Consider the following 21,902-nt stretch of genomic DNA (forward strand, 5'->3'; position numbering starts at 1 on the left):
AGAAATATAATTCAAGTGTTATAAACAGTTGACTCTCACACAATGTCATTGTTTAAGATAAAGTTGAGCTTCAAAGTAGATGTAACTTATAGGAGGAAATCATGTTTAAAATAGGGGATTTTTCTAAACTATCTTCCATTAGCATACGTATGTTGAGACACTACGATAAAGTGGAATTATTACAACCAGTAAAAGTCGATGAGCAGAGTGGATATCGATTTTATTCAGCTGACCAATTAAAAAAGGTAAATCAAATTCAAACATTAAAAGCTATGGGGTTTAATATTGCTACCATCAAAGAAATAATAGAATGCGATAATATAGATAGCATAAAAGAGCAATTTTTAAATCGTAGTGCTCAAATTAAAGAAGACATGAATAACCTCCAAAAACAATTACGTCTCCTCGAAGACTCAATGAAAACGATGAGAGAGGATGTTGTTGAGATGAATTATCATGTTTCAATAAAAGAAATTCCAGAAAGAACTGTAGCTAGTGTTAGAAAGATTATTCCATCGTATAATTGCGAAGGTGATTTATGGAGTATATTAATGCAAGAAATTCAAATGAAAAATATTAGTATTGCCCAACCGAGTTATAGTATTGCGGTTTTCCATGATCGTGAATACAAAGAAAATGATGTAGATATAGAAATACAGCTAAGTATTCTAGGTAAGCACGAAAATACAAAAGACGTTACATTTAAAAATATGAAATCAACCAATGTAGCTTCTATAACAGTTAATGGAAGTTATGAACAGATGACAGCTGTAAATGAGGCTGCGGCAAAATGGATTGAGACAGAGGGTTACAAATTAGCAAGCCCGATGTTTAATATTTATCATGTGAGCCCAGCGATGGAATCGGATCCTAATAAGTGGGTTACAGAAGTTTGTTATCCAGTTAAATGATGATAAAGAAAAAAGGCATTATTTATATGCCTTTTTTCTTTGTAAACTTATCCATAAATATCAAGACATATTACTTCGAGATTCGATTCGTCAACTACTAGCACAATTTTATTTGCAAATGTACAAAATGAGCGGATTGTAATGAATCATCTAAAAACCAACCAGTTGGTACTAAAGTAATGTAATCATCTATTTGGAAATTTCAGCAATGTTTAAATGAGCAACAAAAGCCACCGTAATAAGGGGCTTTTGTCTTAAATAATTTAATGATATGTGTACCCTCCATCAGGAAACAATACATTACCCGTAGTAAAACTATTTTGCATTAAATATAGGACAGTATGTGCAATTTCATCATTATATCCAGCTCGTTGTACAAGTGAAAGAGATTTATAAGCTTCGTAAGCAACTAGTCTATTTTCATTTTGTTCATTCTCTCTTTGTATCGTTCCAGGAGAAACAACATTAACTCTTATAGGAGCTAATTCAACAGCTAAAGCTTTCCCTAAACTTTCAATAGCACCATTGCAAGCTCCATAAGCAGGTGCGCCTTTAAGTGGTCTTTGACTAAATGCACCGGACATTAACACGATAGATCCAGAGTTTGAAAGAAAAGGAATTGCATATTTTACGGCATAATATTGAGGCCAAAACTTTCCGATGAAGCTACTTTCAGCAATTTCCTCTGTAGAGGTAATTGGTCCAAGTGTGTAAGAGGCTCCCGGTGTGAATAAATGATCAAAGTTCCCAACTGTCTTGAAAAAATTTTGTAATTGCTCTTTATTTTGATTATCCAATATATAAGTTTGAAGATGATTGTTATTTATTACTTCTCGAGCAACTTTTAATTTTTCTTCCGAGCGTCCGGCAATAATAACATGTGCGCCTTGTTTAATTGCTTGTGTTGCTGTTGCTAATCCAATACCAGAACTCCCGCCAATGATAACAATACGGCTATTTTTTAATGTAGTAATAGACATATTTTAGCCACTCCTTTAATAAAAAATTTAGAATATAACTAACTGTGCTATGCTTTTATTATTCGCTAAAAGGGAGCAAGTGAAAAGTACGCACTTTATATGTACATAGTCGCAAATTTCGTACTAATTGCTATACATGCGGATAAGTAATAGGAAAAATTTCTAAATATGGTTTATCCCGCATTAACGGGCAGTAAAACTCTCACCTCAAAGTTAGGAAAATGCAAGGAAATTAGGTAAGAGATCAATTGCCCGTAAAAGCCCGATTGGTTCAACTAATAATCAGTGTGGGATGAACAAAACCCCCACTGATTAAAGTTTCACTTTATGATATCTGAGGAGAGGTGAGAAAAATGGATTTACAAGAACCGAAGTTAAAAGGGGTAATAGCAACATTACAAATAATCGGTGGGAAATGGAAGCCACTCATTTTGTTTATTTTGCTAACAGATGGAATGAAACGTTTTGGTGAATTAAAGCGATTGATACCAGATATATCTCAAGGGACGTTAGCGAAGCAATTACGTGAATTAGAGCAAGATCAACTAATAAAACGCGAAATTTATCAAGAAATACCACCTAAAGTAGAATATCGCTTAACTGAACATGGAAAAACAGTCAGTACTGTTTTGGATAGTATGTGTAGTTGGGGAAGAGGGCATTTAGAATATATAGATAAAGATAAACCATAAAAATGTTATGTAAACTTATTGTAGTGTGAAGGGAAATATTGTTTTAATAATTTGTATTTTATAATATATAATTAAGGAGTGTCGTAGGTTATTATACATATTTAATTTATTTTTACAAAGGGGAAGTAATAAGATGAACGAATTAGAGTATAAAAGCTTCTATGATAAAGTAGGAAGATTAAATGGATGGGATTTTAGCAAAATAAAATGTGAAACTGTAGGAGATACATGGGACTTTTATAGTGAGGTAAAAGAAAGGTGTAAACCATCACATATTTTACTTGATGTTGGTACAGGCGGAGGAGAAAATGTACTTAACATAGCATCATCAGCTAAATTGTTGATTGGAATTGATAATTCTAACGGCATGATTGCAACGGCACATTCTAACTTGAAAAAATCAGGTGTACAAAATGTTGAGTTTCTTCAAATGGGTTCTGAAGCTTTAACATTTCCACATGCACATTTTGATATTGCTTCAAGTTGTCATGCCCCGTTTCTGGCATCTGAGTTAGCGAAAGTAATGAAAAAGGGTGCCTTTTTCTTAACACAACAAGTAAGTGAGAATGATAAATTAAACCTGAAAGAAGCATTTGGTAGAGGACAATGCTTAGGTGAACGGGATGGTACTTTAAAAGAAAAGTATATGAATGAACTTATTAGTGCAGGATTTGATCTCGTGCAAGTACGTGAATATGATGTTACTGATTATTACAGTAGGTCTGAAGATCTCATTTTCTTATTAAAACATACCCCTATTATTCCTAGATTTGGAGAACAGGAAGAGGATTTTACTATTTTACAAAAGTTCATTGATACGTCTAGTTCTGAAAAAGGGATTCGTACTAATTCAAAAAGATTTATGATTATTGCTGTTAAATTATAATATATTTTAGTGTAAAAGCTGCTTTTCATTTAAAGAAAAGCAGCTTTTTGTGTGGAAAAGAATACAGAAAATACTTGAAAATAATAGAAATAAATAAAGTGTAAATTAAAAAATCAAAATATGGAGGATAAATGTTTTGAAACGTTACTATATTAGCAATGAAAAAATAAATGTACATATTACTGAATGGGGGAATAATGACAAGCCCGTTATCTTTTGTTTACATGGATTAGGTAGTACGAGTTTAAGTTTTATAGAAATTGCTGAGGAATTAAAAGAAGAGTATAGATTTATCTCCGTTGATGCACCTGGACATGGTAAAACACCTCCATTTGAAAGAACAGAAGATTATGAGATGCACAATTTAGCAAATTGGTTAAATGAAATAATAAATGAATTGAGAATCGAATACTTCTATTTTCTATCACATTCATGGGGAAGTTTTGTAGCTTTATTTTATTTGTTAAATCATCCAGAAAAAGTACAAGGAAGTATTCTTATTGATGGTGGATATCAAACAAAAAGGCTTCGAGAAGAAACGTTGGAAGAAGAAATTGCTTATTATGAAAAGGACTTTGATGAATACGTTTTTAATAATTGGGACGAATTTTTCAAAAGTGAAAAAGAAGCTTATACTAGGTGGTCTTCATTGTTAGAAGTTGCTGTAAAGGATCTAGGGATCGAAATGGATAATAAAGTATGGTGGCATGCCAGGGGAAATACAGCTAGTAATATAATAAGAGGTATGCATAAAGATGAAACAATAGATATATATGAGAAGCTACTGGCTAATATTGTATTACTTCGAGCTACAGTCCCACAAGTTTGGGCGGATTATAGAGATAAGACAGCAAATGTTTTTAAAGAGAAAACGGACAGTATAGTAAAAGTAATTCCTGATACTACACACATGTTGCACTGGGATAAACCAGAAATTGTTATAGCGGAAATAAAAAATAATTGGAGCTAACATAATCATACTAAAGTTGTAGTTTCTATATGAAAAATCCATCCTTCCGTTTGATTTTATCTATTTATAAGTGTAATACAATACGAATAGATAATAAGAAATGAGGGGGAATGTAAAGTGATTACACATATATCAGATATAAAACTACAAACGGTTTCCATAGAAGGGGTAAAACAAGTTTATAAGGACATATTATCTTTTCCAATAAAAAAAGAAACAGCATCCTTCATTCAATTTGAAGTAACACCTTATACAACAATTAGTTTTCAAGAAGTGTATGAACCAATCGCACCTGCACATTTTGCTTTTGAAATCCCATATTCAAAATTCCATGAAACAGCGAGGTGGTTAAACGACTCTGGATTACTCATTGTGAAATGGCAAAATGGAAATGTAATTGGTGAAGAGAATGGTCTATTCAATTTATACTTTAAAGACGGAGATGGAAATCTACTCGAAATTATTGCGCATAGTTATGTTAAAGAAGATGTATTAGTACCATATTCACCTTTAAACATTTTATACGTAAGGGAAATCGGTCTTCCCGTTAAGAGTGTACCTGTTTTTACGGAATGGTTAAAATCAAATCTAAATATGAAAACGATGGAAGATGGGGATATTTTTAACTTTGTTATAGGTGGCACTGCATATATTGTCGCGACTTGGTGGCAGCGACCTTGGATTCCAATCGCGATGAAAGCTCTATCACCGAAAGTACACGTTTCTTTCGGAACACCAGACGTCGCATTTTTACAGCGAATCCATAATAACTTTAAGATAAATAATGTTCCCTTTGAATGTAAACATAATGAAGTATCATTTATTGAGCAGGGATATTCATTTTCTATTGTGTATACACCAGAGTTTCATTCCAATATTCCTAAAGAACTAAACTTGCCACTTTCTATTTAAGGATAGAAAGTGGTAAGTTTTTTATATCTTCGTGAAGAAGGTTTTCGTTATGATTAGAGTGAATGCAAAGAAAAGGATTAAGCGTTATTCAAATTTATTTTAAGGAGAGAAATGAAGTGAATCTAGGTAATCCAATTGCAAAAGGGAATACTGCAGAAATTTATTTAACTGATGATAAGGTTGTAAAATTATTTAAAGATTACCTCCCAGATACAGAGTCTATGAATGAAGCAAAAAAACAAAAATATGCCTATACATGCGGGCTGCCAGTTCCAAACGTATTTGAAGTGACAAAGATACAAAATAGACAGGCAATTATTATGGAACATGTAAAAGGGGACAACATTGGTGATCTTCTGCTTAATAATTTAAATGAGGCAGAGCGTTATATCGGCCTTTGTGTTAATGAGCAAAAAAAGATTCATGCTATACATGTGAATACAGATGAAATGGAGTTAATGAGGGAAAGGTTAGAGCGTCAAATTAAATCTGTGCATAAATTGGATGAACGCAAAAAGAAGGATATATTACAAAAATTAGATTTTATTACATTTGATTTTAGGCTATGTCATGGAGATTTTCATCCATTTAATTTGATTTTGAGTAAGGAAGAGAAAGTGAAAGTTATAGATTGGGTAGATGCTAGTTCAGGTGATATTCGCGCAGATGTATTTCGAACATACTTGTTGTACTCACAATCTTCGGTAGAATTAGCTGAGATGTATTTACATATATATTGCAGTCGTACCGGCATATCAAGAGATGAAGTTTTTCAATGGGCTCCTATTATTATTGCAGCTAGATTTTCTGAAAAAGTATCACCGCAAAATGAAGTGTATTTGAGAAGATTATTGAATCAGTATTTATAAGTCATAAAAAAGGTTGTCAGCTAATTAATAAATGCTGTTGTTTAACCAAAGTTTCCTTGCAGTTAAACAACAGCATTCTTAAATATTGATATAGGTATTCTTATTTTCGATCTTCATCCTATAAAGGTTCATAATCCGTACTTGTTCCTCCGTTAATTCTTCTTTATCCCAATACATATGCATTAAGCTATATTCAAAAATCTCCTTTAATTTAATAAATAACGGAAACTTGTCTTTCATCTCTTTTGGTAGCTCATTTTCCTCTTGGTAGCCTTCAAATAGTGCTTTTGTAATAGAATACTCATAGTCAACGATATTCCCATTTCCAGCAAATGAATATTCTATCGCACTATAAATAGGAACGGCTAAATCGAATATGTAAAAATGTTTTTCGCAGTCTTGAAAATCTATCATTGTTAAGTTTGAATTATTTTCGACTAAAATGTTTTCTAACCATAAATCTCCGTGTATTAAGCCGTAATTTGAAGGGGATTTTGGTAGCTCTTTTATGGAAGTTAAAACGTCAGATGCAATTTCTCTTATTGTATTTTCTTCTTTAGGGATATATTTAAGAAAATTATATTCTTCATTTTCATACCAATCGTTTATATGTTTTACTGGTTTAATCTTTTCAAAGCTTTTAGATATACGATGTAATTTTCCAATTTGTTTACCAAGTTTTTTTAATATATTAGAATTCCATTCAGACCTTGGTAAATGTATACCAGGAGCAGCTTTATATAATACAGCAAAAATCTCCTTGTCTAATGTGAATTTTTCTACAAAATTCCCTTGTAATGAAGGGATTATTGGTGGAACACCTAAACCATTTTGATATAAAAAATTCGTATATATAACTTCTTCTATCTGTTCTTCATATGTTTTGTAGTTTGTAATTCTACTGAAGTATGTACCTTGTTCTGTAAGACATTCATACATCTCATTTGTTATTGGCTTAATGTTAATAAAATTCAACGGATACTGTTCATTTATGAATTGAAGTATTTCTTTTTCTAGCTTGTTCATTGAAACGTCCTTTCCAAACCTTAATTTTTTAACTTGGGAATTAAAAGAATTTTATTTTATAAAATTCGTGTTTAATTTTTGAAATCCTTTAAAATGAAATATGATGTAAATTGACCTTTAATAATTAGTAAGGTGTTGCCAACATACTCATTAACGCTAAATTGAAAAATGAATAGAAGGTATGACAAAATAAGATAGATGAAAAAATATAAAATTAATACTTATATATAGATTATAAAGATTTTAGAGAAAGGCTCATGTTATAAAACACAAGAAATATCAAAAGAAAGAAACGCACTTCTCCTATACTTTTAAATAAGGAGTGAAGGAAATGAATGAACATATACAGCAGATGATTGATTGGATTGAGAGCAATTTAAAAAAGAGATTTTCATTAGATGAATTATCTCGTTACATGGGGTATTCTCCTTATTATTGCTCTTTTAAATTTCATCAAGTAACGGGTTTCAGTATTAGACGTTATATTCTTCTTAGAAGGTTGTATTTATCTACGGAAGATTTAAAGAATGGTAGGAAGATAATTGAGGTCGCATTGGATTACGATTACTCTTCCCAAGAGGCTTATAGTAGAAGTTTTAAAAATGTTTTTGGAATGAATCCAAGAGAATACCAACTTAACAAAATGCCTATTCAATCATTTGTTAAACTAAATTTAAATAAAGAAGGGGCATTTAAAATGAATATTTCTAGAAAAATAGAGGTTGAACAGTTACGAGATAGGAAGAGTGAGCTATTTGATAAAGAGGTACTTAACATATTAAATGGTCAAGTTATGTATGAAGAATTTAAAAACGAAAAGCTAATGGGTGATTCTGATTATGCACCATTTAATGAGGCAATGTGTGTGAACTCGGCTACTACTCAAGTTTTTAATGAAGAGTTTATTAAAACAAGAGCGAAAGGACATAACAGTTCAGTAGAAAGTTATATAAAAAAGGTTATAGATCCGTTAGAAAACCTTTTTACGAAAAAGTATAAATGTATTGTTCTATGGTTTGGTGAAGATATGTTTTGCCAAATGAACCTACTTACCATACTTTCTCACCTTGAACAGTCTGCTTATGAAGGGAAGGTATACTTAAATAGCTTTAGAGAGGATGAATTTAAAGTAAATCAAATTGAACTTGAATTGGGGAATTATTCTTCTATATACAATGAAGTATTAGTAAACCATAAAAAGACCTCTCATAAGGTACCACCTGTAATGTATCAGGCTATAGACTTATTTTTAGAAATGTTAACAGAAGATAATGCAGTAATGAAATTCATCTCTAAAAATAAAGATTTATCAACTCGTGAATTATTAATAAAGTTGTTTTATCTTTTTCCAACAATCGGATATGGAGATACTCAGTACATAGAGCTGATTAATAAAATAAAGAAGAAAGCTACACCAAAAATATAGGTGCAGCTTTCTTCTTATAATTGCTCAAGTAATTCTAATTCTTTTTCTACAAATAGCATTAGTTCTTTAATTGTTTCACCAGAAAAATCAAAACGAATACCGGCTGCATCATACACTTCTTTTATAGATTGCGAGCTTCCTAGTGATAATGCCTTTTTATAATTTTCTAGCGCTTGCTTAGGATCCTCTTTATATTGTTTATACATTTGTAATGCACCAAGTTGGGCGATCGCATATTCAATATAATAAAATGGTACTTCAAAAATATGGAGTACAGGTAGCCAACTCGTTGCTATCCAGTTTTCGTAGCCATCAATATGTATGACGCTAGACTGATAATGTTTTTGAAGTTGTAAGTATTTTTCATTTCTTTCTTCAGAAGTATGACTTGGATTTTCATACAGCCAGTGTTGAAATTGATCGACAATAAGCATAATAGGTAAATATGAAATAACATCTTTAAAGAAGTTAATTTTTGCTTGTTTTAAATCTTTTTTGTCTGTATAGAAGGTATCCCAATAATTAAGCGAGAATAACTCCATTGTCATACTGGCTAGCTCAGCTGTTTCAGCTGGAATTTCTATATACTGTCGTAATTTTAATGGTTTTATGAGTTCGTTATGAATACTATGACCCATTTCATGTATAAAAGTGACAATATCATCTTGTGTATAATTTAAGTTCATAAAAATATAAGATAATTGTGAAGCTGGTAAGTACTCACAAAAGCCACCAGCTGCTTTTCCTTTGCGGCTTGTTAAATCAAGACAATTGTGTTTATACATTCGGTTTAAAAGTGCTGAAAATTCAACATCTAGTTTATTAAAGATATGAGTGCTCTTTTCAATTAAATCATTTTCATTTGCAATAGGTTTAAGTACTTTTTGATCTGGAGTTACAGCTGATACATCCCACGGGCAAAGCGTATCCAATTGCAGTTTATCTTTTTTCTCTAGCAATATTTTATCTTTAAGAGGCACAACATACTTACGTATGGATTCAGCTAGTTCATAGCAATCTATCGCTGAATAATCAAAACGCTCGTATTTTTTGAACATATAATCGCGATAATTCTCTAGTTGAATATTTTTTGCTTTTTGATGGCGAATTTCAATTAATTGATTTAATATGTTTTGGAGTTCTTTTTCAACAGATAAAAATTGTTCAGAAATAATGGTTTTTGCCTTTTTACGGGTGTCACGATTCGAATCTTGTAAATAGGATTGTAATTCTGTTATCGTTTTTTCTTCTCCGTCCCAAATTCCACTTAATCCTCCAGTGATTTCAAAGTACTCTGTGACTAATTTGTCTTCCTGTATTTCTAATTCAATATTTTCCTCACAAAATAACTTTTGAGCATTTTTTATTTTTGTATCTAATAAACCATATACGTTAGAATCTAATTCCATTCGAAAAGGTGACTCTAAATATTTATTATCCAATAAATTTTGGTACCGCTTTAAAAGTGGCTTTACAAATTGTTGATCATGTTCAAAAGTATCCTTTATTTCTTCATCATCCGTATTACATTGAAAGGCGATGTAATGTGATCTTAATTGTTCTTCGATGTCCCAAATAACTTTTGACTGCTCTTTTAACCAATTTTCAAGGTCTAGCTTTGAAGAAATCATTTTATTTAATAAAGTCGAAAGAGTTTTTTCCAATTGTAGTACATTACTAATATCAATCGTATTTACACGTTGCATTAAATATCCCTCACTTTTTATTTATTCATAGAGATATTCTATTTATTAATTGTAATTCCCTTGTTAAATGGGGGAAATGTGAAATAATGTTAAATTTAATAATTAAAGAAGGTATTTATATGTCAAAGTAAAAAGTTTATCGTAAATGAAAATATATGGAGGGGTGCTACATGAGAAAGGGAAAGAAGTTACTTGTATTTTTATTTCCCCTTGCTTTATTATGTGCCTGTGAGAATGACATTGAAGATGCTAAAAGTGAAGAGTCTATAGTGATGGATATTGCTACAGCCGCGGTAAAGGAGGAATCTTTTTTTAGTGCTGCTATAAGAGATGAAAAAGAAAGGATAGTAGATTTAGAGATTGCTGATAGCGAAAATGCTAACGAAATAAAAAAAGAAATTAATAAAAGATTGCAAATTCAAGGCGTTATGTCCTATAAAGTAAATATATCTCAAAGAAACAAGGAGATTGTAAATGCAGAACATAGATGGGAGTTAGTTTTTGGACAGATATTTGATGACGTATTTAGAAAAAATGGATATGAAGGGTTTGGTATTCAGCAAATAAATTATAAAAAGAATCAACCTGTTACCATAGATATAAAAACTAAGATTAGCGATGATGAAGTAGGGGCGAGAGAACTTGGACAGAAAATAGAAAAAGAAGTTGAAGGTGTACTTAAAACAGAAGCAGTAAAGAAATGGATTGAAAATGATTCATATGCTATTGGGATTTACGATATAGATGATCGGAAAATTAACTAATTGAGGAATGAATGCTATACGAATGAAAAATCGATATAATTAAATATAGAATTACTGAAGGAGGTGTAAGATGTATAAGTATTTAAATATTTTAAACGACATAGAAAATATGATTCAAAATGGAGAAATAAAAGAAGGGAAGAAATTACCGTCTATACGGTCACTCGTTACGCAATATGAATGTAATAAGGCAACAGTTATACGTGCGCTTCATGAATTAGAAAAGCGTCACATTATATATTCTGTCCCTCAAAGTGGATACTACGTTGTTAAGAAATCAGGGAGTACGATAGAAAATAATGAGATAATTGACTTTGCCTCTTCAGCACCAGATCCAGATGTTTTTCCGTATTTAGATTTTCAACATTGTATTAATAAGGCTATTGATACGTATAAAAATGATTTGTTTGTATATGGAACGCCGAAAGGGTTACCATCTTTAATACCAGTTATTCAAAAACAACTAGCAAATTATCAAGTCTTTACAAAAGAAGAAAATATTTTTATAACATCAGGTGTTCAGCAGGCACTTGCTATATTAACTTCTATACCATTTCCGAATGGAAATGAAACCATATTAATTGAACAGCCAACATATCATCTATATATTGATTATCTCGAAATAAATAAAGTTCCTGTAATCGGTATTAAACGTTCGAATGAAGGTATCGATTTGAATGAATTGGAGCAAATATTTCAAACTGGAAAAATAAAATTCTTTTATACGATACCGAGATATCATCATCCGCTTGGAACTTCTTATTCTATAGATGAGAAAGAAAAAATCGCACTATTGGCTAAGAAATACAATGTATTTATAGTGGAAGATGATTATTTAGCAGATTTAGAAACTGATTCAAAAGCAGATCCGTTATATAGCTTGGATAATTGTAGTCATGTCATATATTTGAAAAGTTATTCGAAGATTATTTTTCCTGGTTTACGGGTTGGAGTTGCAGTCATCCCACCATCCATTGCAAATGCGTTCTATACATACAAAAAGATACTAGATATTGATAGTCCAATGATTTCTCAAGCGGCTTTAGAAATTTATATAAAGAGCGGTATGTTTGAACGTCATAAAAGTAAAATTAATTCTTCCTACTACAATAGATCAATAAAACTAGCAGAAACATTAGAAAAAGTGCAAAATGAAAATCCATCATTATTTACATATAATAGACAAAACACATTTGGAATACACACTTGTTTAGAAATGCAGAAAAACACAGTTACAGACACACTTATACAAAAATTAGGTGACATTCAAATAAGTGTCGATACTATTGATAAGAATTATATGAGGAATTTTCCTAAAGAAAAACTGTTAAAGTTAAATGTTTCGAATGTAAAAGAAGATAAGATTGAAGAAGGTATTCGTAAAGTAATTGAGGAAATCAAGCAATTAAGACAGTTTAATTTTCAGTTTAGAAAAGAATAATTTGAATTAGGAGGTTCGTTGTGAGGCGCAAAATCATTCTCTTGTTTGTATGTAGCGCTATAATAATTGGAGTAATAGTTGTGACTAAATATTATAAAAAAGAGGATCAATGCATAGCAGTTGCTAAGTATTCAAGAGGTATTATCGTAGATCAAAATAACGAACCTATATTTAATGTGAAAATATATGAAGATTCAATTGAAAGTAAGGAACACAGTATTTCAAATGCACAAGGTGAATTTGAAATACTAGATGGGGTTTGTGGTGTGATTGTTTTACAATTAGTTACTCCAGATGGAGAAATCTATACGAGAAAATATGATAGTAAGTATATACCAGAAGTAATAAAGCTGAATTATAAAAATAAAAGTGAATAAGATGAAACCATTACGGAGAAAAGTAGCAGTTGTGGCCGGAGCAATTATATATATAATTGGATAATTATATATTTTTTAAGAGCACTCTTCAAAGAGTGCTCTTTTTCATCAATGTAAATATTTACTTATCATCTTTTTAAAGTGATTTTTATCATAATTTACATATTGCATAGCTGTATTTCGTATTGGATCTCCAGCATAAAATCTTTCATACAATTCGTGTCTAGATCCTAGGGGGCTTCCGATGATATCCCAGGCTAACTTAAATAATTTTGTGCGTTGTTCGGCATCTATATTCGTTCCTTTAAAGTACTTTTTCAATAAATCAGCTATAGGACTCTTGAAGTCATTCGAGCTCGAAGGAAGTTGAATGAACCCACCTGCTCCAATTAATTGTAAAATTTCTATTGCACGGGGATAATATTTGGAACCAAGACCCCTTGCAGTTTCGATATATTTAAAATTCGGCAAATAAGTTTTCGTATCATTTGTAGTACCTTCAACTTCAGCAGCAATTAAAAGTGCGCGAATTGTTTCGATTTGCATAATTAATTCCCCAAGCTTCTCTTGAACATGCAAATAAGTAGTAGCACCGATCGCTTCAGCAATTTCACAAGCAATTGCAGTTATAAATTCTAGTTTTACTACTAATCGTACAATTGCTTGATGATAAGCTAAACTACTAGAAGCTATATCTGACTTTAATTTCCATAATGCTTCAGGGTTGTTATACAGTAAGACACGTTCCCATGGTACAAATACATTATCAAAGATTAATAGTGCATCCATTTCATCGTACTGTGAGCTAAGAGGGGAATCAATTGTACTTGAGTTTGCATTCGCAAATGGTTCTCTACAAACCATATGTAATCCAGGGGAATTGGCTGCCACAATGAGAAAGTGAGCTAAATCTTTTTGAGTATCAGTCAGTTTTGCTAATGGATAGATTAATAAATCATTTGAATAAGGAGAAGCAGTACCTACCATTTTTGCACCATTTAAATAAATTCCATCAGAAGTTTCCTTCGTAACTCTTAGTAACCCTAAATTTTTTGCATTCAATATTGATTCTGTAGAACGATTTATTTGTGGGTCACGTTGAACTACACTTAAGAACAAGTGATTATCTCTTGCTTTTTCATAATAAGATGTAATTTTATCTGGAAACTGTGCATCGAATTTTTTATAAAAATATCTTGATACGTACCAGCCAGTAAGTCTCGATCTTGCATAATCAGATAATCTACTCATTACACCGTCTGTAGCATAACTCCACGTTTCAAATGCAGTTCTTCTCATTAATAATTCATTATAGGAATTCGGAACTAAAAATGCAGTATGAACAAATTCTTTCGTTTTTGGGCTCACATATCCAATAGAATCTCTTCGTATGGGGTCATCAAACAATGTAAATAAATTAGAAATGGTACTTAATGTACCTGCAAAATGTTTGTCTGTAGTTACATCTACTTTTTGTCCATAGAGCCAAACGTTACGACCATCTTGTAAGCTCTTTATATAGTAATCCTTTAAATTTTGCATATTTCCTCCTTTTAAAGACTACTCATATATTTGTACATCTTTTAATGGTGGGGAATATACATGAAATGTTATTGCTGTTGAATCTGTAGCGTTATACATTTTATGCACAGTATCTTTTTTTACTGTAAAAATATTTCCCTCTGTAAACTCTTCAATCCGCTCGCTATTATTTTCGTACGTTATATTTTGTAGCGTACCATTGACTATTAGTATACATCCTACAGATATTCCGTGATCGTGCACAAAAGTCTTTGCTTTGCTGGGGAAATTTAATACTAAAATCTCTACAAATTCAGACTGATAGATAACGTTCCTTCCATATTCCAGATTAACTGGTGAAGTAATAAAAGGAGATATTTTATGAAGTGAAATATTTAATGATTGAATAGCGTGTATTAAATTGACCGTATCGTAGTTACATAGGTTATTAAACGTTTTTTGTATGTTATGAATCAATTGCATGTAAAACTTCCTCCTAAGCATGTACAGTAAAAGAAAACCTAATCTAATATTATATAGTGAGTATTGAATTACATAATATTGTATTGAAACATTTCCAAAAAGTGACTTCTTTTACTTAGGAAGTTTATTCAATTTGAAAATTGTGGTAATTTGTTCCGTTAAAATGATATGCTTGAACTATATATTTTTTATCCCGTTAAATCCCGACTGGTGAGGGCTGATAATCAGTGAAGGATGAACAAAACCCCCACTGATTAAAGTTTCACTTTATTGGAAAGGTGATGAAATAAATGGCAGTTCTTTTAGTGGATAATCTATATCAAATGTCTATTGTTTTACTGATCTTATGTTCATTTTGTTTTTATAGATACTTAAAGAAAATAAAAAGGGAAAGAAAGCTTACAGGTTTTGAAATTACGATGTATATCGTGACGCAACTTGCGTATTTCATTTGGGCGGCAACGACTTTTCTTAAAATGTTATCAGAATAGTAATCTTAAAGTATTAGACGCTGAACAGAAAGGTACAGGAGCATTAAAGGTATAAACGTGGGCAAGGGTAATTTATCATCTATTAGGTAAATAAATTTAGTCGAAATCTAGATAGATAACAATATTACTTATAACATCTTTATAAAAAGAGAGGATATAAATGGAACAATATAAGTTAATTGTAAAAGGGCCTAAACAACTTGAGTGGGAAACAAATGAAATTAAGGACATACAGGACGATGAAATTATCGTTAAAACAATCGCAGGAGCGATAAGCATTGGGGCCGAGTTACCACAGTATAATGGATCCGATGTTACAGATACGAATCCTTTTTATCCAAGAAAAACTGGATATGAAAGTTATGGTGAAGTGATTCAAGTTGGTAATAAAGTAACACATGTAAACGTAGGCGATAAAGTAGTTTCTTTTTATGGACATGAAACGATAGGGATAGTTAAGGGTTATAAAGTAATTCGAGTGCCTAGTTCTATACAACCTAAAGTTGCTTTATTATCTATTCTTTCGTGTGATGCCGCTAAAGGAGTATTGAAACTAAACCCGCGACAGGATGAAAAAGTACTTATAACTGGAATGGGAGTTATTGGTTTACTCGCTTGTTATTTCTTAAAATACTATGTAGGCGTTGAGCACGTGGATGTTGTTGAGCCTAATAAAAATAGAAAAGATTTTGCAAAGAATTTTGGTGTGAAAAACATATATGATTCAGAAGAGAAAATAATAGAAACATATAATTATGGTTTCGAATGTTCTGCTACAAATAGTGGGTTCCATACTTTGCAAAAAGCTCTTAAAACTAATGGTGAAATATGTATACTGTCTGATGGTAATATAGAAGAACTAACATTAATTGCTAACTTTTATCAGAAAGAATTGCAAATCATTGGATCAAGTGACGGATACCATTATCAAAAGCATGCAGATTGGTTTTTTAAAGAAATAGGAAAAACACCATTTATAGAAGAGATCTTTCAACATGAAATACATTATACTTCACTCATAGAATGCTTTGATGAATTGAGTTTAGGGATAATTAAACCATTAAAAGTATATGTTTCATATGAATAACGAAAAAAATAAGCAAATATTTGTCACATTCCTTACAAATGTTTCGTCACATTTATGATTACTAAATGAGGAGGAACATATATGAAAATATTTGTAGCAGGTGCAACTGGTGTAATAGGACGTTCTTTATTGCCAATGTTAATAAAAAATGGGCATACAGTTTTTGCGATGATCCGTAATACTTCGCAAGTAGAAGCAATGAAAAAGATTGGTGCCATACCAGTAATAGCTGATGTATTTAATAGAAAGGCTGTATTTTCTGTATTAGAAGAAACAAATCCCGATGTAGTTATTCATCAATTAACGTCATTGTCTTCATGGAATTTTGAGGATAATGCAAAAATTAGAACAAAAGGCACTCGTAACCTTGTCGATGCCGCTAAAAATGTAGGGGTACAGAAAATAATCGCTCAAAGTATTTCATGGGCGTATGAATCAGGGGATACATTTGCGACTGAAAAAGACTCACTACATATTACTGCTTCTATGCCTCGGCAAGTCACTGTTAATGGCATATTGAAATTAGAAAAAGCTGTTACTGAGTTACCTGAATCGGTTATACTTCGTTACGGCACATTATACGGACCAGGAACATGGTATGCGGAAAACGGATTAATAGCAAGTCAAGTTCGTAATAATGAAATTATCGCATCAGACGGGATAAGCTCGTTTATACATGTTGAAGATGCTGCAAGAGCTACTATGCTAGCTCTTAATTGGCCTTCAGGAATCGTAAATATTGTAGATAATTATCCAGCAACTAGTAAAGAATGGTTACCAATATATGCAGCAGCGATAGGGGCACCTCAGCCTAAAGTTCAAGAAGGGAAAAATAGTTGGGAAAGAGGAGCTTCCAATAATAAGGCACGTAAAGAGTATGGTTGGATACCTTTATTTCCATCATGGTCTGAAGGATTTAACAACTTAATAGGTAAGTAAAACACACCTTTAATGGGAATGATAGTAAAATACACCATTAAAGGATTGGGTTATTATGAATATAATTTGGGAAAGTATTATATTAACTCTTACTGGAATAATTGTTTTGAAAATGACAGGTAGTACATCTGTCAGCCAAATGACAAGAGCTGAAATCATTATAGTTGTATCAATTGGCCGTATTATTGTAGAACCTGTATTAAGTAGAAAAGTAGTCCCATCTATATTCGCGGCTATCATATTTGCAAGCATATTACTTATCATTCATTTCTTTGAATTGAAATTAAGGAAGGTGGAAGAATTTTTAAATGGAAGTAGCATTATAATTGTTGAAAACGGAGAGATTGTAAAAGAGAATTTGATGCAGGCAAAAATGTCGGAACAACAACTTTATATGCAATTAAGAGAAAAAGGAATTCATGATTTGAAGATTTTACAAAAAGTTACAGCTGAACCGAATGGTCGTATTGGTTATCAATTAATAAAAAAAGCACAACCAATAACTTTAGAAATGTTAGAAAAAGTATTAGATCGGTACAATATAAAAAGATAATTTCTCGTGAGAAAAAGCCAATACTACAATAAAAATATTGGCTGTTTTTTTATTTTCAATAAACGTAAAGATTAATAAAATAGGGTAGATTTTTCACCAATCTTTATATTAGATATAGGCTTATTATTATGCTATATTCAATGGAGCTACGATGACTAAGGTAAGTGGTATGAATAGAAGAAAAAACTGTATAGCAAATACAAAAATGTTTTTAATTTGATACTGAAAATGGATTGAAAATAAGGAGATAGATACATAATGGAATTTTGGGAATCAAGTTTTATTGAAAAACAAACGATGTGGGGATTTGAACCTACAGAATCTGCAATTTTGACAAAAGATTTTTTTCTTGAAAAGAACGTTAAGGATATATTAGTTCCGGGTATTGGATATGGAAGAAATGCAAATGTTTTTATCGATAATGGTATAAATGTAACAGGTATTGAAATTTCAAAAACAGCCATTAATTTAGCAATGCAAAATGGCCTAGAAGATATTAGTATCTATCACGGTTCGGTAAATGAGATGCCTTTTGATAACAAATCATATGATGGTATATATAGTCATGCACTTCTACATTTGTTGAATAAGCAGGAGAGAGAGCAATTTATTAAAGATTGTTATAATCAGCTAAAACCAGGTGGATATATGGTTTTCACAACTGTTTCTCAAAAAGCTCCAATGTTTGGCAAGGGAAAACAGTTGGATAAAGACTATTTCGAAATAATGGAAGGAGTAAAAATGTTCTTCTATAATTCTGAATCTATAAAACGAGATTTTAATAAATATGGACTAGTACAAGTTTCCGAAATTGATGAACCAAATAAGCACATGGAAAATAAGCCTTCAATCAATTTCTTAATGATAAAATGCCAGAAGGAACTATAAATAAAAGTTTTTAAATATTTCTAAAGATGTTTATATATTGATCATGCACAAATAAAAAGGACAAGCATATAGTATAAATACCTCTTAACTTTAAGTAACCTTAACTTTCGTTAATAGGGTATCTCAAAATCCCCGAAAAGAGCACTTGCGGAAACAAGTGCTCTTTTATTTGGAATTTTACACCATAAATATTGCATAAAATGTTAAACTGAAAAGAACACTCGTTTTAATTAAGAGTGTAGCATATGAATGGAGTGTTATTGAATGCAAACAAGAAAAGCCTATCTATATGTATTTGACACGATGTCTGATTGGGAGTACGGACATTTAATTGCTGAACTTAATACAGGAAGATATTTCAAAAAAGATGTAGCGTCTTTTAAAGTAGTCACAGTTGGAATAAATAGAGAAACGATTATTTCAATGGGAGGCTTGAATATAAAGCCGGATATTTCCCTAGATGAATGTATCCTTGAAAGTAACGATTTATTAATTTTACCTGGAGGGAATACTTGGAGTGAAGAAATACATAAACCTATTTTGAAAACAATTGGTGAAGCTTTAAAACTTGGTACAATTGTAGCGGCAATTTGCGGTGCAACTATAGGTCTTGCAAATTACGGTTACTTAAATTCTAGAAAGCATACAAGTAATAGTTTAGATTATATGAAGATGGTTTGTCCTAATTATAATGGAGAAAATTTTTATGAAATGGGACCTGTAGCAACCAGTGAAAATCTTATTACTGCATCGGGTGTAGCGCCTCTAGAATTTGCAATGGAAGTACTGAAAAAATTAGATGTATTTGCGCCGGATACACTTCATTCATGGTATAAATTGAATGAGACTCATGAAGCAGAATATTTCTTCCAGTTAATGAATTCAATTAATAGCTGAGTAGTATTTCGAATGAAAAGTATATTTTAGATGATGCGAAAACTAATAACAAAATAATTTTATGAAAATAAAAGGTAAGGGTATTCCTATGAATATATGAGGAAATATCCTTACTTTTTATAGTATTATTTCTGAACGACAAACGTAATGGCATTTGTTTTTAATTGAATGTGTCTTTCATTTCGAACAATATCATAAGCTAATTCTTTTATTTCAACTTTTAGTTCTTTCCATTCTTTATAAATGCTTTTTAAAGTACTTATCATTTCTTCGGTTGAAAGATTAATTTCAATTAAAGCTTCTAATTCTTCATTCGTTATTGAATCAATTTCTTGTATGTTAGAGTTAATAATTAAACAATTAATACCACCGTTTTTTGTACCTCTTTTCATAGAGTGGAGTACATTTTTAAAATCTTCTTCTGATCTGACATGCTCTAAACTTGATACTGCAACGATATAGTCATAAGTATTAGGTCTAATATGATAGTTTTCAATTGCTGCTTCTTCTGTTTTTATAACCTCGAATACGTCATGTTCTTTGCTATAAATTTGTAGCTTTGTTAAAGCGGAATCAAGTAAATCAATACATGTAACGGTGCCGCTAGTATTTTTTATTTTTTTTGCAATTGGAATGCTATTTCTCCCAACGCCAGAGCCAAGGTCAAGTACTTGCAAGTTGTTTTGTCCGTCAAAGTGGTTCATCAAGTCCATAACCGTTTTAACTGGTTTGAAAAGCCAAGAGCCAGCTTCAAACAGTTTATATTGTTCATAGCAAAGGTCGTGATATTTCTTTTCTTCTTGTCTTATGTAATCGATACGGTTCACATTGTTTCAGCTCCAATATTTTTATTGCAAAATGAATAGGTGGGACAGCCTTTAACATTTGTTTGAATTCGAAAAATACCACCAGCATGTGGATACTCTTTTAATTCGTTATCACTCATTCTTGTTCTGGCTGTTGTAACATATAAATCTGTTAAATTAGGCCCACCAAATGTACATGATGTTACATATAACGCGGGAATTGGAATGCTTAATATTTGTTCTCCAGTAGAGGGATTCCATCTAGTTATTTTTGAACCTCCCCAATGTGCAATCCATAAACAACCTTCTTCGTCAATTGTCATACCATCAGGTAGACCATCATTTTCAGAGAAATTGATTACATCACTTGGATTATGAATGTCTCCAGTACGTATATTATATTGATAGCGAACCACTTTTTTAGTAGGTGTATCTATAAAGTAAAGGTATGTATGATCAGGTGACCAAGCGATTCCGTTTGAAGTATTTACGTGTGAAACTTTTTTCTCTACACTCAAATTATTATGTAAACAATATAAGGAACCTGCAGCATTCATACCGTATGTATCTGTAGTACCTGCCCAGAAACGACCAGCGGGATCACATTTTCCATCATTAAAACGATTTTCTATTAAATGAGGTTCGGGGTCAAAAATATGTGTCAGTTTTTCTGTATTTACATTAATAGAATAAAAGCCGTTTTCCATAGCTAAGAGTAATATGTCCTCTAAATATGGAACAACACAGCCAATTTGTTGATTGAGTGCGATTACTCGGTTCGTATTGGTAGTAGGATTATATATGCATAATTTTTTCTCCATAATATCAACCCAATATAAAAGTTGCTTTTTTTCATTCCAACATGGTCCTTCAGCTAAACTTGCTTTAATATTTAAAACTAAGTCTATATTACTGAACAAGATGTTCACCTCGCGTTATAAGATATTAATATAATTCGATAAGAATAGAGGTAAACCTTTTAGTCAGAGGATATTATGATTTTTGCTCTAGAAAACTAATCTTCTCAAGTGATTAAAAGGTTTATAAACACGGAGAGAAAAATGCATATGATGTTTTATGAGATTGTTTGCTTTTCTTGTAAGAATATATTTCGTGTTTACGAAGGCAGTGAAAAATATAAGCGATTTAAAGAGAAACCAAAAGGGGCATATTGTTGTGATGAGTGTAGCCACAAAATTCAATTAGAAGCGATAAAGAATTTTTTTAGATAATTTTACGATTTCGATTCGGAAAAGTTTGACAATAAAAGTGTTATA

The 21,902-nt window shown here is 31.4% G+C and carries 24 protein-coding genes; 17 read left to right on the forward strand and 7 right to left on the reverse strand.

The window, feature by feature from the left end:
* The first annotated feature begins 101 nt into the window (after positions 1-101).
* The gene (locus AC3EMB_RS12595; RefSeq protein ID WP_488517723.1) at positions 102-911 is read left to right on the forward strand and encodes a MerR family transcriptional regulator; all 810 of its coding nucleotides are present in this window, start codon (positions 102-104) and stop codon (positions 909-911) included.
* 263 nt (positions 912-1,174) lie between these two features.
* On the opposite strand, the gene AC3EMB_RS12600 is transcribed toward AC3EMB_RS12595, so the two are convergent.
* Entirely contained in the window at positions 1,175-1,891 is a 717-nt protein-coding gene (locus AC3EMB_RS12600) for an SDR family oxidoreductase (RefSeq protein ID WP_048558502.1), read from the reverse strand.
* A gap of 353 nt (positions 1,892-2,244) precedes the next feature.
* Here AC3EMB_RS12600 and AC3EMB_RS12605 point away from each other — a divergent pair, with 353 nt between their 5' ends.
* The 5 genes from AC3EMB_RS12605 to AC3EMB_RS12625 all read left to right on the forward strand — a co-directional run bounded on the left by AC3EMB_RS12605 (position 2,245) and on the right by AC3EMB_RS12625 (position 6,220).
* Positions 2,245-2,583: a winged helix-turn-helix transcriptional regulator gene (locus AC3EMB_RS12605; RefSeq protein ID WP_488517724.1), complete on the forward strand. Its 339-nt coding sequence runs from the start codon at positions 2,245-2,247 to the stop codon at positions 2,581-2,583.
* Positions 2,584-2,716: 133 nt separating this feature from the next.
* A complete protein-coding gene (locus AC3EMB_RS12610) occupies positions 2,717-3,469 on the forward strand; it encodes a class I SAM-dependent methyltransferase (protein ID WP_098678502.1) in 753 nt (250 codons plus the stop codon).
* A 136-nt stretch (positions 3,470-3,605) separates the two neighbouring features.
* Complete coding sequence (locus tag AC3EMB_RS12615) at positions 3,606-4,439, forward strand: alpha/beta fold hydrolase (protein WP_098678501.1); 834 nt, start codon at positions 3,606-3,608, stop codon at positions 4,437-4,439.
* Between the two features lie 117 nt (positions 4,440-4,556).
* Positions 4,557-5,351 (forward strand): VOC family protein, encoded by a 795-nt coding sequence (locus AC3EMB_RS12620; protein ID WP_053564428.1) that lies wholly within the window; start codon positions 4,557-4,559, stop codon positions 5,349-5,351.
* A 116-nt stretch (positions 5,352-5,467) separates the two neighbouring features.
* The gene (locus AC3EMB_RS12625; RefSeq protein WP_053565505.1) at positions 5,468-6,220 is read left to right on the forward strand and encodes an aminoglycoside phosphotransferase family protein; all 753 of its coding nucleotides are present in this window, start codon (positions 5,468-5,470) and stop codon (positions 6,218-6,220) included.
* A gap of 78 nt (positions 6,221-6,298) precedes the next feature.
* On the opposite strand, the gene AC3EMB_RS12630 is transcribed toward AC3EMB_RS12625, so the two are convergent.
* A complete protein-coding gene (locus tag AC3EMB_RS12630; protein WP_488517725.1) occupies positions 6,299-7,246 on the reverse strand; it encodes a phosphotransferase enzyme family protein in 948 nt (315 codons plus the stop codon).
* 331 nt (positions 7,247-7,577) lie between these two features.
* On the opposite strand from AC3EMB_RS12630, the gene AC3EMB_RS12635 reads away from it, so the two are divergent.
* On the forward strand, positions 7,578-8,672 hold the full coding sequence (locus tag AC3EMB_RS12635) for a helix-turn-helix domain-containing protein (protein ID WP_488517726.1): 1,095 nt from the start codon (positions 7,578-7,580) through the stop codon (positions 8,670-8,672).
* Between the two features lie 14 nt (positions 8,673-8,686).
* Here the strand turns inward: AC3EMB_RS12635 and AC3EMB_RS12640 are convergent, their stop codons facing one another.
* On the reverse strand, positions 8,687-10,378 hold the full coding sequence (locus AC3EMB_RS12640) for a M3 family oligoendopeptidase (RefSeq protein WP_340719914.1): 1,692 nt from the start codon (positions 10,376-10,378) through the stop codon (positions 8,687-8,689).
* Between the two features lie 170 nt (positions 10,379-10,548).
* On the opposite strand from AC3EMB_RS12640, the gene AC3EMB_RS12645 reads away from it, so the two are divergent.
* From AC3EMB_RS12645 to AC3EMB_RS12655, 3 genes are all read left to right on the forward strand, one after another.
* Entirely contained in the window at positions 10,549-11,142 is a 594-nt protein-coding gene (locus AC3EMB_RS12645; RefSeq protein WP_406652552.1) for a DUF4030 domain-containing protein, read from the forward strand.
* 70 nt (positions 11,143-11,212) lie between these two features.
* Positions 11,213-12,583 carry an aminotransferase-like domain-containing protein gene (locus AC3EMB_RS12650; protein WP_488517727.1) on the forward strand — a complete coding sequence of 457 codons (1,371 nt, stop codon included), beginning with the start codon at positions 11,213-11,215 and terminating at the stop codon, positions 12,581-12,583.
* Positions 12,584-12,603: 20 nt separating this feature from the next.
* Positions 12,604-12,960, forward strand: a complete 357-nt coding sequence (locus tag AC3EMB_RS12655) for a carboxypeptidase regulatory-like domain-containing protein (RefSeq protein WP_488517728.1) — start codon at positions 12,604-12,606, stop codon at positions 12,958-12,960.
* Positions 12,961-13,068: 108 nt separating this feature from the next.
* On the opposite strand, the gene AC3EMB_RS12660 is transcribed toward AC3EMB_RS12655, so the two are convergent.
* Together AC3EMB_RS12660 and AC3EMB_RS12665 are read right to left on the reverse strand one after the other, a co-directional pair.
* The gene (locus tag AC3EMB_RS12660) at positions 13,069-14,502 is read right to left on the reverse strand and encodes a 4-hydroxyphenylacetate 3-hydroxylase family protein (protein ID WP_488517729.1); all 1,434 of its coding nucleotides are present in this window, start codon (positions 14,500-14,502) and stop codon (positions 13,069-13,071) included.
* A gap of 18 nt (positions 14,503-14,520) precedes the next feature.
* Positions 14,521-14,964, reverse strand: coding sequence for a cysteine dioxygenase (locus AC3EMB_RS12665; RefSeq protein ID WP_078401815.1), 444 nt, complete (start codon positions 14,962-14,964; stop codon positions 14,521-14,523).
* Positions 14,965-15,254: 290 nt separating this feature from the next.
* Here AC3EMB_RS12665 and AC3EMB_RS12670 point away from each other — a divergent pair, with 290 nt between their 5' ends.
* The 6 genes from AC3EMB_RS12670 to AC3EMB_RS12695 all read left to right on the forward strand — a co-directional run bounded on the left by AC3EMB_RS12670 (position 15,255) and on the right by AC3EMB_RS12695 (position 19,819).
* Positions 15,255-15,455: a hypothetical protein gene (locus AC3EMB_RS12670; RefSeq protein ID WP_000279689.1), complete on the forward strand. Its 201-nt coding sequence runs from the start codon at positions 15,255-15,257 to the stop codon at positions 15,453-15,455.
* Between the two features lie 160 nt (positions 15,456-15,615).
* Positions 15,616-16,542 carry a zinc-dependent alcohol dehydrogenase gene (locus tag AC3EMB_RS12675; RefSeq protein ID WP_488517730.1) on the forward strand — a complete coding sequence of 309 codons (927 nt, stop codon included), beginning with the start codon at positions 15,616-15,618 and terminating at the stop codon, positions 16,540-16,542.
* Positions 16,543-16,623: 81 nt separating this feature from the next.
* Positions 16,624-17,481, forward strand: coding sequence for an NAD-dependent epimerase/dehydratase family protein (locus AC3EMB_RS12680; protein WP_488517731.1), 858 nt, complete (start codon positions 16,624-16,626; stop codon positions 17,479-17,481).
* Between the two features lie 55 nt (positions 17,482-17,536).
* Complete coding sequence (locus tag AC3EMB_RS12685; RefSeq protein WP_053564418.1) at positions 17,537-18,034, forward strand: DUF421 domain-containing protein; 498 nt, start codon at positions 17,537-17,539, stop codon at positions 18,032-18,034.
* A gap of 258 nt (positions 18,035-18,292) precedes the next feature.
* Positions 18,293-18,922, forward strand: coding sequence for a class I SAM-dependent methyltransferase (locus tag AC3EMB_RS12690; protein WP_098127265.1), 630 nt, complete (start codon positions 18,293-18,295; stop codon positions 18,920-18,922).
* 264 nt (positions 18,923-19,186) lie between these two features.
* Entirely contained in the window at positions 19,187-19,819 is a 633-nt protein-coding gene (locus AC3EMB_RS12695) for a type 1 glutamine amidotransferase family protein (protein ID WP_488517732.1), read from the forward strand.
* A gap of 125 nt (positions 19,820-19,944) precedes the next feature.
* On the opposite strand, the gene AC3EMB_RS12700 is transcribed toward AC3EMB_RS12695, so the two are convergent.
* Positions 19,945-20,646, reverse strand: coding sequence for a class I SAM-dependent methyltransferase (locus AC3EMB_RS12700; RefSeq protein ID WP_488517733.1), 702 nt, complete (start codon positions 20,644-20,646; stop codon positions 19,945-19,947).
* A complete protein-coding gene (locus AC3EMB_RS12705) occupies positions 20,643-21,545 on the reverse strand; it encodes an SMP-30/gluconolactonase/LRE family protein (RefSeq protein ID WP_488517734.1) in 903 nt (300 codons plus the stop codon). The genes AC3EMB_RS12700 and AC3EMB_RS12705 overlap by 4 nt, the downstream gene beginning before the upstream one ends.
* 141 nt (positions 21,546-21,686) lie before the next feature.
* Between AC3EMB_RS12705 and AC3EMB_RS12710 the strand changes: the two genes are divergently transcribed.
* Positions 21,687-21,857 carry a DUF2197 domain-containing protein gene (locus AC3EMB_RS12710; protein WP_000551042.1) on the forward strand — a complete coding sequence of 57 codons (171 nt, stop codon included), beginning with the start codon at positions 21,687-21,689 and terminating at the stop codon, positions 21,855-21,857.
* The last annotated feature ends 45 nt before the right edge of the window (positions 21,858-21,902 follow it).

The organism is Bacillus sp. LQ16 (genome assembly GCF_057784645.1).